11 protein-coding genes are annotated in these 11,953 nt (G+C 53.3%); 3 read left to right on the plus strand and 8 right to left on the minus strand.

Going from position 1 to position 11,953, the window contains the following annotated elements:
• Window positions 1-28: 28 nt before the first annotated feature.
• From oppF to VZP09_RS11120, 7 genes are all read right to left on the minus strand, one after another.
• The gene (gene oppF / locus VZP09_RS11090; protein ID WP_002910083.1) at window positions 29-1,033 is read right to left on the minus strand and encodes a murein tripeptide/oligopeptide ABC transporter ATP-binding protein OppF; all 1,005 of its coding nucleotides are present in this window, start codon (window positions 1,031-1,033) and stop codon (window positions 29-31) included.
• Window positions 1,030-2,043, minus strand: coding sequence for an ABC transporter ATP-binding protein (locus VZP09_RS11095; protein WP_004151853.1), 1,014 nt, complete (start codon window positions 2,041-2,043; stop codon window positions 1,030-1,032). The genes oppF and VZP09_RS11095 overlap by 4 nt, the downstream gene beginning before the upstream one ends.
• A gap of 11 nt (window positions 2,044-2,054) precedes the next feature.
• Complete coding sequence (gene oppC / locus VZP09_RS11100) at window positions 2,055-2,963, minus strand: oligopeptide ABC transporter permease OppC (protein WP_004145396.1); 909 nt, start codon at window positions 2,961-2,963, stop codon at window positions 2,055-2,057.
• 14 nt (window positions 2,964-2,977) lie between these two features.
• Window positions 2,978-3,898, minus strand: coding sequence for an oligopeptide ABC transporter permease OppB (gene oppB, locus VZP09_RS11105; RefSeq protein ID WP_002910089.1), 921 nt, complete (start codon window positions 3,896-3,898; stop codon window positions 2,978-2,980).
• An 85-nt stretch (window positions 3,899-3,983) separates the two neighbouring features.
• Window positions 3,984-5,618 carry an oligopeptide ABC transporter substrate-binding protein OppA gene (oppA, locus tag VZP09_RS11110; RefSeq protein WP_004148754.1) on the minus strand — a complete coding sequence of 545 codons (1,635 nt, stop codon included), beginning with the start codon at window positions 5,616-5,618 and terminating at the stop codon, window positions 3,984-3,986.
• Window positions 5,619-6,355: 737 nt separating this feature from the next.
• Entirely contained in the window at window positions 6,356-7,003 is a 648-nt protein-coding gene (locus VZP09_RS11115) for a YchE family NAAT transporter (protein WP_002910095.1), read from the minus strand.
• Between the two features lie 213 nt (window positions 7,004-7,216).
• Window positions 7,217-7,402, minus strand: a complete 186-nt coding sequence (locus VZP09_RS11120; RefSeq protein WP_032103886.1) for a hypothetical protein — start codon at window positions 7,400-7,402, stop codon at window positions 7,217-7,219.
• Window positions 7,403-7,479: 77 nt separating this feature from the next.
• On the opposite strand from VZP09_RS11120, the gene adhE reads away from it, so the two are divergent.
• The gene (gene adhE / locus VZP09_RS11125; protein WP_328795136.1) at window positions 7,480-10,155 is read left to right on the plus strand and encodes a bifunctional acetaldehyde-CoA/alcohol dehydrogenase; all 2,676 of its coding nucleotides are present in this window, start codon (window positions 7,480-7,482) and stop codon (window positions 10,153-10,155) included.
• A 147-nt stretch (window positions 10,156-10,302) separates the two neighbouring features.
• On the opposite strand, the gene tdk is transcribed toward adhE, so the two are convergent.
• Complete coding sequence (gene tdk / locus VZP09_RS11130; protein WP_002910100.1) at window positions 10,303-10,920, minus strand: thymidine kinase; 618 nt, start codon at window positions 10,918-10,920, stop codon at window positions 10,303-10,305.
• Between the two features lie 7 nt (window positions 10,921-10,927).
• On the opposite strand from tdk, the gene VZP09_RS11135 reads away from it, so the two are divergent.
• A complete protein-coding gene (locus VZP09_RS11135; protein ID WP_004145401.1) occupies window positions 10,928-11,059 on the plus strand; it encodes a hypothetical protein in 132 nt (43 codons plus the stop codon).
• Window positions 11,060-11,481: 422 nt separating this feature from the next.
• A complete protein-coding gene (hns, locus tag VZP09_RS11140) occupies window positions 11,482-11,889 on the plus strand; it encodes a histone-like nucleoid-structuring protein H-NS (RefSeq protein ID WP_002910103.1) in 408 nt (135 codons plus the stop codon).
• The last annotated feature ends 64 nt before the right edge of the window (window positions 11,890-11,953 follow it).

An 11,953-nucleotide genomic window follows, 5' to 3' on the forward strand; every position in this document is an offset into this window, starting at 1 on the left:
AAGGGCTGACCTGCGTCAGCCCCTGAGATTATAACGGGTCTACCTTAAGGCAAGAAACCGCATGGCGGAAACTGCCTTCCAGCACCGGGCGGGTTTTGGCGCACTCCGGTCCGGCAAGCGGACAGCGGGTGCGGAATACGCAGCCTGAGGGCGGATTAATCGGCGAGGGTAATTCGCCTTCCAGCAGTTGGATAGTTTTCGTTTTCTCGAGATCAGGATCGGGGATCGGCACCGCCGACATCAGCGCTTTGGTATAGGGATGCAGCGGATTATGGTACACCTCGTCGTAAGTCCCCAGCTCCACCGCATGGCCCAGATACATTACCAGAACCCGATCGGAGATATGCTTAACCACCGCCAGATCGTGAGCGATAAATATCAGCGATAGCCCCATCTCACGCTGCAGTTGCTGCAGCAGGTTGACGACCTGCGCCTGAATCGACACGTCAAGCGCGGAGACCGGCTCATCGCAGATAATCAGCTTTGGCTCAAGGATCAGCGCCCGCGCGATGCCGATACGCTGACACTGTCCGCCGGAGAACTCGTGCGGATAGCGGTTGATCAGGTTGGGCAGCAATCCAACTTTCATCATCATCGCTTTGACGCGATCGCGCACTTCCTGACGGGGCATCTTCGGATGATAGGTACGCAGCGGTTCGGCGATAATTTCTCCGATGGTCATGCGCGGGTTCAGCGAGGCCAGCGGATCCTGGAAGATCATCTGGATATCGCTGCGCACGTCGCGCCACTCTTCCTGCTTCATGCCCAGCAGATCTTTACCCAGCCAGGCCACTTTGCCATCGGTCGCTTTCACCAGACCAATAATGGCGCGGGCGAAGGTCGATTTGCCGCAGCCCGACTCCCCTACCACACCGAGGGTTTCCCCCTCGTAAAGGCGCAGCGTCACGCCATCCACCGCTTTCAGCGTTTTCGACGGCTGCCAGAACCACTGCTTGCCATCTTTGATATCGAAGTGCACCTTCAGGTCGGCAATTTCGAGCAGGACTTTTCGTTGTTCAGTTACGGCGTTCATAGCAGATCCCCCACCGGTTTAAAGCAGGCGCGCAGGCGGCCTGGCGCGAACGATTCCAGCGGCGGCGCGCTGCTGCACTGCTCCATGGCATGCGGGCAGCGCGGCTGGAATGGACAGCCTTTCGGCAATCGCAGCAGGTTCGGTGGGTTGCCGGGAATGGTCAACAACGCATCGCCTTCCGCATCCAGACGTGGAACCGCATTCAACAGCCCAATAGAGTATGGGTGCGACGGTTGATAGAAGACATCGCGCGCCTGACCGTACTCCATGGTGCGCCCGGCGTACATCACCAGCACTTTATCGCAGATCCCTGCCACCACTCCAAGGTCGTGGGTGATCATGATAATGGCCGTGTTGAATTCGCGTTTAAGCTCATTCAACAGCGTCATGATCTGCGCCTGCACGGTAACGTCCAGGGCAGTGGTCGGTTCATCCGCAATCAGCAGCCGGGGCCGGCACAGCAGCGCCATGGCAATCATCACGCGCTGACGCATGCCCCCGGAGAACTCGTGCGGGAACATTTTCATGCGCTTACGCGCTTCCGGCATTTTTACCGCGTCGAGCATCTTCACCGACTCTTCAAACGCTTCGGCTTTACTCAGCCCTTTATGCAGCATCAGGACTTCCATTAACTGCTCGCCCACCCGCATATAGGGGTTAAGAGAGGTCATCGGATCCTGGAAAATCATTGAGATTTGTTCAGCGCGCAGTTTGTTCAGCTCACGCTCGGGCAAATTGAGGATTTGCCGACCGTTAAAGGTGGCGGAACCCCCGATGCGACCGTTGGCCGCCAGCAGTCCCATCAGGGCGAAGGCGGTTTGCGATTTACCGGAGCCGGATTCGCCCACAATGCCGAGCGTCTCGCCCGCCTGCAGGGTGAAGTTCAGATCATTGACGGCGGTGACGTCGCCATCCGGCGTTTTAAAGGTGACGCGAAGATCTTTCACGTCCAGCAGTAGTCCGCTGTGGCTCTGCGCTTGCGGCGCTTTTGCCGTTTCAATCATGGTCATGGCAGCGCTCCTTAGCGGTCTTTCGGGTCGAGGGCATCACGCAGACCATCGCCGATAAAGTTGAAACAGAACAGGGTCACCACCAGGAAACCCGCCGGGAACAACAGTAGCCAGGGCGAAACTTCCATTGAGTTGGCGCCATCGCTGAGCAATGCCCCCCAGCTGCTGAGCGGCTCCTGCGTCCCCAGTCCCAGGAAACTGAGGAAGGATTCGAAGAGGATCATGCTGGGGACCAGCAGCGAGGCATACACCACCACCACCCCCAGCACGTTGGGGACGATATGGCGCAGCACGATGCTCGCCGTCGAGACCCCGCCGACCTGCGCGGCTTCGATAAACTCTTTGCGCTTCAGGCTCAGCGTCTGCCCGCGCACGATACGCGCCATATCCAGCCAGGACACCATGCCGATGGCGACAAAGATCAGCAGGATATTCTGACCAAAAAAGGTCACCAGCAGGATGACGAAGAACATAAACGGGAAGGAGTTGAGGATCTCCAGCAGACGCATCATCACCGAATCCACTTTGCCGCCGAGATAACCGGAGAGCGAACCGTACAGCGTGCCGAGGATCACCGCCACCAGCGCCGCCGCCACCCCGACCATCAGCGAAATGCGCCCGCCGATCGCTACGCGCACCAGCAGATCGCGCCCGGAGGAGTCGGTTCCGAAGTAGTGGCCGGAGGCCATATCCGGGGCATTGGACATCATGCCCCAGTCGGTATCGAAGTAGGAGAACGACGACACCATCGGCGCGAAGGTAACGAACAGCGCAATTAGCACCAGCATAATCAGGCTGGTCACCGCGGCGCGGTTATGCATAAAGCGGCGACGCGCGTCCTGCCAGAGGCTACGCCCCTCCACTTCCAGCTTCTCACTGAAGTTTTCCAGCGCCTCGCTATTTTTCTTACTTAACATCATGGCGAACTCCGGCTTCAGTAGCGAATCTTCGGATCGATAACGGCGTACAGCACGTCAACGATGGCGTTGAACAGGATAGTCAGGGCGCCAACGAGGATCGTCAGGCTGAGCACCAGCGAGTAGTCGCGGTTAAGCGCCCCGTTAACGAACAGCTGGCCGATCCCCGGCAGGCCGTAAATGGTTTCAATGACCATTGAGCCGGTGATGATGCCCACGAAAGCTGGCCCCATATAGGAGAGCACCGGCAGCAGCGCCGGCTTCAGCGCATGGCGCAGAATAATGCGACGCATCGGCAGCCCCTTCGCCCGCGCGGTGCGGATAAAGTTAGAGTGCAGCACTTCAATCATTGAGCCGCGAGTAATACGCGCGATGCTGGCGATATAGGCCAGGGAAAGCGCCACCATCGGCAGGATCATAAATTTCAGCGCCCCGCCGTTCCAGCCGCCGCCCGGCAGCCAGTGCAGGGTAATGGCAAAGATCATCACCAGCAGCGGCGCGACCACAAAGCTCGGAATAACCACGCCGGTCATGGCTACCCCCATCACCGCGTAGTCCCAGCGGGTATTTTGCTTCAGGGCGGCTATCACCCCGGCGGCAACGCCGATCACCACCGCCAGTAAAAAGGCGGCGAAGCCCAGTTTCGCTGAAACCGGGAAGCTGGCGGCCACCAGATCGTTGACGGAATAATCTTTGTATTTAAAAGAGGGACCAAAATCGCCATGCGCCAGCTGCTTCAGATAATTGAAGTACTGCGTCATGATAGGGTCGTTTAAATGGTATTTTGCTTCAATATTCGCCATGACTTCCGGCGGTAGCGTGCGTTCCCCGGTAAAAGGACTTCCCGGCGCCAGACGCATCATGAAGAATGAGATGGTGATAAGAATAAATAGCGTCGGAATCGCTTCCAGACAGCGACGTAAGATAAATTTTAACATTGCCCGTACCTTCTGGCGTGTGCCTTTGCACTGCTCTCAAATAAGACACGATGGAGCGAGCCGAGACCCGCTCCACGTATTGCCATTAATGTTTGATAACGTAGAGGTCTTTGGTATAGACGTTATCCATCGGGTCTTTACCGGTATAGCCACCGACCCACGGTTTCACCAGGCGGGCGTTAACGTAGTAATAGACCGGTACGATCGCGCTGTCTTTGTCCAGCTGCTGCTCTGCTTTCGCATAGGCCGCCGTGCGCTGCGCTTCATCGGATGCTTTTACGGATTCAGCCATAATCTTGTCGAACGCCGGGCTCTTATAGTGCGCGGTGTTCATTGAACTGTCAGAGAGCATGGTGTTCAGGAAAGAGGTTGGCTCGTTATAGTCGGCGCACCAGCCCGCACGCGCCACGTCATAGGTGCCCTGATGACGGGTATCGAGGAACGTTTTCCACTCCTGGTTGACCAGCTTCACGTCAATGCCCAGGTTTTTACGCCACAGCGAGGCGGCGGCAATCGCCAGCTTCTTGTGCAAATCAGAGGTGTTATACAGCAGGTTGAAGGTCAACGGTTTATCGGCGCTATAGCCGGCTTCGGCCAGCAGTTTCTTCGCTTCTTCGTTGCGTTTTTCCTGCGACCAGGTAAACCATTCCGGCTCGCTCAGCTTCGCGCCATCGGTATACGGTGGGGTGTAGCCGTAGGCCGGCAGATCGCCCTGTCCTTTCACCTTATTAGCAATAATATCGCGATCCAGACCCAGCTTCAGCGCGGTACGCACGCGCACGTCGGTGAACGGGGCCTTCTGGTTGTTGATTTCGTAATAATAGGTACACAGATAGGGGTCAACGTGCAGCTCGTTGGGGATCTCTTTTTTCAGCTTCTGGAAGAGTTCGATCGGCAGCTGGTTATAAGTCATGTCCAGTTCACCGCTGCGGTAGCGGTTAACATAGGTCACTTCGGAAGAGGTCGGCAGCCAGGTAACGGTGTTAATGACGGTTTTAGCATTATCCCAATAGTGCGGGTTACGCTCCATCACGATCCGCTCGTTGACCACCCAGTCTTTCAGAGTATACGCGCCGTTGGTAACGATATTGCCAGGCTGCGTCCACTTTTCGCCAAATTTTTCGATGGCCGGTTTGTAGACGGGAGACATCGCCGGGTTAACCAGCAGTTTATAAAAATAGGGTACCGGTTCGCTGAGGGTGACTTCCAGCGTGTGGTCGTCAATGGCTTTTACGCCCAGCTCGCTCGGCGCTTTCTTGCCGTCAATGATTTCGTCGACGTTAACGATATGACCATATTGCGGATAGCTGGCATAAGGAGAAGCTGTTTTCGGATCCACCAGACGCTGCCAGCTGTATACGAAGTCCTGGGCGGTAACCGGCTCGCCGTTAGACCATTTTGCATCTTTACGCAGATGGAAGGTCCAGACTTTAAAATCTTTATTATCCCAGCTCTCCGCCACGCCAGGGATCGGGTGGCCATCTTTCGGCGAAGTATTCAGCAAACCTTCGAACAGGTCGCGGCTAATATTGGCCTCTGGCACCCCTTCGATTTTATTTGGGTCCAGCGATTGCGGCTCGGCGCCGCTATTACGTACCAGGGTTTGCTTCTCTGCCAGCTGCACTCCAGCCGGGACATCCGCTGCCATTGCCATATTGCCGGCGATCAGTGCGGATAGCACTCCCGCGGCGATTAAACGCTTTTTAGTGATGATGGTCATTGTGTTGTAACTCCAGTCATTATAATTACTGGTTTTTTAACCAGCCTGTTTTTCCCGTTTTCGGGTTCTGTCCAACGCAGGAGTTTGCGATTGGCAGATTGCTATCACCGACTTATTTATTACGACCGCTCGAACGGCAGTCTTAACGTCGATTCGTTGCCCTCGCTGGAGGGTCGTTCTGGCGAAATGAGTTAATTAAAAATAATTCTCATTTGCGCACATAATTCAGCAGACGATAACGGCGGAAAGTACCAAAAGGTAAACACCTCCGCCAATGCAATTTGCAAATATGTTACCGAATTCTCTTTTATTGCCGGTTTTGCCAGCGTGACAGGCGTTTGCCATAAAACATCGATGTAAAAATATCGTTATTTATCAGTCAATTACGTTAATTTCATCAGCCGGCATACTGAGCAGCGACCGCAAGATGGTTTTTTGTACAAAAAATTAACAATAGATTACTTTTTAGCACATTCATCTGCCGCCTTGTTAAAATTACTAATATCATTTCGATGATCCGACAGCAAGTACCAGAGAATGATGTGAAGAAAATAACATCACAGGAGGGGGAGGCGTGAGGAGAATGTTAAGAGAAATATTTCATATCTTAATGAAAAACATGAAATTAATAGCGATATCGCAAAATATTATCCCTACCGCCAGCTCCGCGCTGGCTAATAGGTTTTGCTAATAATCGCGCAGGCGTGAAGCGAGACTCCCCGCCTGCTGGCGACGAACTAACTCAGCAGCCCTGGGAAAAGCGCTTTAATCCCGGTCACAATAAACTCAATGCCGAGGGCCATCAGCAACAGGCCCATAATACGGGTGATGACGTTGATTCCCGTCTGCCCCAGCAAACGGACCAGCCACGGCGCCATACGGAAAATCCCCCAGCAGCAGAGGGCAAATACCGCTATCGCCAGTGAGAACCCGACCAGATGCACCCAGGAGTGGTACCGGGTCCCCCAGACGATAGTTGAACTGATTGCCCCTGGCCCGGCCATTAATGGTAGCGCGAGAGGAACGACGCCGATGCTCTCCCGGACCGCCGTCTCCGACTTTTCCTGCTTGTTCTGCTTATCTTCGCCGAGCTTACCGCTGATCATCGACATCGCGATGGTCACCACCAGGATGCCGCCGGCGATACGGAAGGAGTCAATGGAGATACCGAAAATCTGCAGAATGCCATCGCCGAGGAACAGCGACGTCAGGAGGATGATCGCCACCGACAGGTTGGCGGTGAGGTTGGTCTTATTACGCACCGCAGCCGGCTGATAGCTGGTCATACTGATGAATACCGGAATAATGCCAACCGGGTTAACCAGGGCAAATAAGCCGATGAAAAACTTGAAATATGCAGAAAAATCGAACAGTGATTGAGTCACATTGGGCTCCGCAGCATCATCAAAATTGGCGGTTGACTGTTAACAGCATAAAATAACTGCGCGAAACATACGCTTTTTACCTGCAATATTCATTATAAATATGCATAACCCGGTGATATGTATCGAATGTTAGCCATTTGTATATTTAATGCTAATCGTTTTTTTAATTTNAAAACCCTCCCATCACACTTGATCGAACCGGTCAAAAAGCAGTCAGCTGAAAGGTATCAGCAGCGACAATACTTGATCTAAATCACGTAATTTGTACTCAGAAGTGAGTAATCTTGATGACACCAACAGAGTGGAAGGCAGCAGTACCTGAAAGCGAAAGAGATAAAGCTTTTTTAGTAAATCGGTGAAACAGCGCCCTGATTTTTCTACATAAACATTTACATGCAAGCTGTTAACGGCCTGTCTATAATGTCGAATCGAGCGACTGATTTACTAAAAAAGTTTAACATTATCAGGAGAGCATTATGGCTGTTACTAATATCGCTGAACTGAACGCGCTTGTTGAGCGTGTCAAGAAAGCCCAGCGTGAATATGCCAGTTTCACTCAAGAACAAGTCGACAAAATCTTCCGCGCCGCCGCTCTGGCCGCTGCAGATGCTCGAATCCCTCTCGCCAAAATGGCCGTAGCCGAATCCGGCATGGGCATCGTTGAAGACAAAGTGATCAAAAACCACTTTGCTTCCGAATACATTTACAACGCTTATAAAGACGAAAAAACCTGTGGCGTTCTGTCAGAAGACGACACCTTTGGCACCATCACTATTGCTGAGCCTATCGGCATCATCTGCGGTATCGTACCGACCACTAACCCGACTTCAACAGCCATTTTCAAATCGCTCATCAGTCTGAAAACGCGTAACGCCATCATTTTCTCTCCGCACCCGCGTGCAAAAGAAGCCACCAACAAAGCGGCTGATATCGTGCTGCAGGCTGCCATCGCGGCCGGCGCGCCGAAGGACCTGATTGGCTGGATCGATCAGCCGTCTGTAGAACTGTCTAACGCGCTTATGCATCACCCGGACATCAACCTGATCCTGGCGACCGGTGGTCCAGGCATGGTGAAAGCAGCATACAGCTCCGGTAAACCTGCTATCGGCGTCGGCGCCGGTAACACCCCGGTAGTCATTGATGAAACCGCCGACATCAAACGTGCCGTAGCGTCCGTACTGATGTCTAAAACCTTCGATAACGGCGTGATCTGTGCTTCTGAGCAGTCCGTTGTGGTGGTTGATTCAGTCTATAACGCGGTTCGCGAACGTTTCGCCAGCCACGGCGGCTACCTGCTGCAGGGTAAAGAGCTGAAAGCCGTTCAGGACATTATCCTGAAAAATGGCGCGCTGAACGCGGCTATCGTTGGTCAGCCAGCGGCCAAAATCGCTGAACTGGCAGGCTTCACCGTGCCGGCCACCACCAAAATTCTGATTGGTGAAGTGACCAACGTTGACGAGAGCGAGCCGTTTGCTCACGAAAAACTGTCTCCGACGCTGGCTATGTACCGTGCAAAAGATTTCGAAGACGCGGTAGCCAAAGCAGAAAAACTGGTCGCCATGGGCGGTATCGGTCACACCTCTTGCCTGTACACCGACCAGGACAACCAGCCGGCTCGCGTGGCTTACTTCGGCCAAATGATGAAAACCGCGCGTATCCTGATCAACACCCCGGCTTCTCAGGGTGGTATCGGTGACCTGTACAACTTCAAACTCGCGCCTTCCCTGACTCTGGGTTGTGGTTCCTGGGGTGGTAACTCCATCTCTGAAAACGTTGGTCCGAAACACCTGATCAACAAGAAAACCGTTGCTAAGCGAGCTGAAAACATGTTGTGGCACAAACTTCCGAAATCTATCTACTTCCGTCGTGGCTCCCTGCCAATCGCACTGGATGAAGTGATTACCGATGGTCACAAACGCGCGCTGATCGTGACTGACCGCTTCCTGTTCAACAACGGCTATGCCGATCAGATCACTTCCGTACTGAAAGCTGCGGGTGTTGAGACGGAAGTCTTCTTCGAAGTTGAAGCTGACCCGACGCTGACCATCGTACGTAAAGGTGCCGACCTGGCGAACTCCTTTAAACCAGACGTGATCATCGCCCTGGGCGGCGGTTCCCCGATGGATGCGGCGAAAATCATGTGGGTCATGTACGAACATCCGGAAACCCACTTCGAAGAACTGGCGCTGCGCTTTATGGATATCCGTAAACGTATCTACAAGTTCCCGAAAATGGGCGTCAAAGCCAAGATGGTGGCGATCACTACCACTTCCGGTACCGGTTCTGAAGTTACGCCGTTCGCCGTGGTGACCGATGACGCGACCGGTCAGAAATACCCGCTGGCAGACTACGCGCTGACCCCGGATATGGCCATTGTCGATGCCAACCTGGTGATGGATATGCCGAAATCGCTGTGTGCGTTCGGTGGTCTGGATGCGGTGACTCACGCCCTGGAAGCTTACGTTTCCGTACTGGCTTCTGAGTTCTCTGACGGTCAGGCGCTGCAGGCGCTGAAACTGCTGAAAGAGTATCTGCCGGCTTCCTATCACGAAGGTTCCAAGAACCCGGTTGCCCGTGAGCGCGTACACAGTGCCGCGACTATCGCCGGTATCGCGTTCGCTAACGCCTTCCTCGGCGTGTGTCACTCGATGGCGCACAAACTGGGCTCCCAGTTCCATATTCCGCACGGTCTGGCCAACGCCCTGCTGATCTGCAACGTTATCCGCTATAACGCGAATGACAACCCGACCAAGCAGACCGCGTTCAGCCAGTACGACCGTCCGCAGGCTCGTCGTCGTTACGCTGAAATCGCCGATCACCTGGGCCTCTCCGCACCAGGCGACCGCACCGCAGCGAAAATCGAGAAACTGCTGGCATGGCTGGAAAGCATTAAAGCTGAGCTGGGTATTCCGAAATCTATCCGCGAAGCTGGCGTTCAGGAAGCTGACTTCCTGGCCCAGGTTGATAAACTGTCTGAAGATGCATTCGATGACCAGTGCACCGGCGCTAACCCGCGCTACCCGCTGATCTCCGAACTGAAACAGATCCTGCTGGATACCTACTACGGCCGCGAATTCGTCGAAGGCGAAGCCGGTGCGAAAGCCGAAGTTGCCCCGGTAAAGGCTGAGAAAAAAGCGAAAAAATCCGCTTAACCAACAGCGATAGCATCGCGACAAGCCCCGTCACCTGACGGGGCTTTTTTTATCCCCGCTATCAGCCATTCTTTATCGCCAGCTACGCCAACCTATAGCAGACATTAAAAAGGCGCCCACAGGCGCCTGTACGAGCTTCTGAGGGTATCAGCAGGGACGGTGCTGGTTTTGTACCTTGGTTAACGAACCGACGCTCAGCGCCTCTTTATAATGCTTACGGCAGACCGATACGTACCGCTCATTACCGCCGATGACGACCTGCTCACCCTCATTATAAGGACGCCCCTCCTGATCGAGGCGCAATACCATGCTGGCCTTGCGGCCGCAGAAGCAGATCGTTTTCAGCTCAACCAGCTTATCTGACCAGGCCAGTAAATACTGGCTGCCGGTAAAGAGCTCACCGCGAAAGTCCGTCCGCAACCCATAGCAAAGCACCGGAATATCCAGCGTATCGACAACTTCGGACAGCTCATGAACCTGTTCACGCGTCAGAAACTGGCTTTCATCCACCAGCACGCAGTGAATCGGCTTTAGCTGGTGCTCCGCCGCAATATCGTCAAATAACGAGGTCTGTGGATTATACAATCGGGCCGGCGAGGAGAGCCCGATACGTGAACTGACTTTTCCGGCGCCAAAGCGGTCATCAATCTCAGCGGTATAAACGACGGTACGCATCCCCCGCTCCTGGTAATTGTACGAAGATTGCAACAGAGCGGTCGACTTACCTGCATTCATTGCAGAGTAGTAGAAATAAAGTTGTGCCATCGGCTGCGTGACCCCAATCAAAGTGTTTTATCGCGGCGACGATTGTACCATATTTTATGCGCACAGCCGCGCTTTCAGCAGGGGTATTGTCGCGAAGCTGAAGGGCCTGCAAACCGAAAGGATTAAGAAGATGAATTGAATTTACAGGGCCACTATTTGTACGCCCCGTTACGCTACTGGCGCGGTAACCATTGTCTTTTCGTGCTTATAGACCGGTTGCCCAGGGGCTATAAGCAGGGCTGCCGGTTGTTTTATATTAAGCCTTGTAACCAAAAATGCGCTAATACTGACGAGGGTTATTTACCCATGTAAAGGATCATTTCTCTCACTGAACCTCTCAAAAAGCATACCGTCTCAATGTTTTAGCTTGCCTTCGCCTCATCGCTATAAGCGATGAAAGATGTGAAGCGGCACGGGAATTTTAACTTAAATTAATTAATTCTCGCGACAAATAACCAGTAATTTTGAATTCCTTACATTCCCCCCTATTGCACAACGCATTTTATCGCTCTATTATTAGTTCAACAAACCACCCCACAATATAAGTTTGAGATTACTACAATGAGCGAAGCACTTAAAATTTTGAACAACATCCGTACTCTTCGTGCGCAGGCAAGAGAATGCACCCTAGAAACGCTCGAAGAAATGCTGGAAAAATTAGAAGTCGTCGTTAACGAGCGCCGTGAAGAAGAAAACGCTGCCGCGGCAGAAATTGAAGAGCGTACGCGTAAGCTGCAGCAATACCGTGAAATGCTGATTGCTGACGGTATTGATCCGAATGAACTGCTGAGCACCATGGCTGCCGTTAAAGCCGGTACCAAAACCAAGCGTGCTGCACGTCCGGCTAAATATAGCTATGTTGACGAAAATGGTGAAACCAAAACCTGGACCGGTCAGGGCCGTACCCCGGCTGTGATCAAAAAAGCAATGGATGAGCAAGGTAAATCACTGGACGATTTCCTGATCTAATCTCCGTTGATCGCTATAAAAAATCCCGCTGCGGCGGGATTTTTTTTGCCCTCAGGGCCGATAT

This window comes from Klebsiella sp. EMBS2024 (assembly GCF_036233805.1).
GTDB lineage: Bacteria > Pseudomonadota > Gammaproteobacteria > Enterobacterales > Enterobacteriaceae > Klebsiella > Klebsiella pneumoniae.

Bases quoted from the DNA above. Each gene is read 5' to 3' on its own strand.
- VZP09_RS11095 (WP_004151853.1), bottom strand. From the start codon at position 2,043: ATGACCATGATTGAAACGGCAAAAGCGCCGCAAGCGCAGAGCCACAGC.
- hns (WP_002910103.1), top strand. From the start codon at position 11,482: ATGAGCGAAGCACTTAAAATTTTGAACAACATCCGTACTCTTCGTGCG.
- oppF (WP_002910083.1), bottom strand. From the start codon at position 1,033: ATGAACGCCGTAACTGAACAACGAAAAGTCCTGCTCGAAATTGCCGAC.
- oppB (WP_002910089.1), bottom strand. From the start codon at position 3,898: ATGTTAAAATTTATCTTACGTCGCTGTCTGGAAGCGATTCCGACGCTA.
- oppC (WP_004145396.1), bottom strand. From the start codon at position 2,963: ATGATGTTAAGTAAGAAAAATAGCGAGGCGCTGGAAAACTTCAGTGAG.
- adhE (WP_328795136.1), top strand. From the start codon at position 7,480: ATGGCTGTTACTAATATCGCTGAACTGAACGCGCTTGTTGAGCGTGTC.
- oppA (WP_004148754.1), bottom strand. From the start codon at position 5,618: ATGACCATCATCACTAAAAAGCGTTTAATCGCCGCGGGAGTGCTATCC.
- tdk (WP_002910100.1), bottom strand. From the start codon at position 10,920: ATGGCACAACTTTATTTCTACTACTCTGCAATGAATGCAGGTAAGTCG.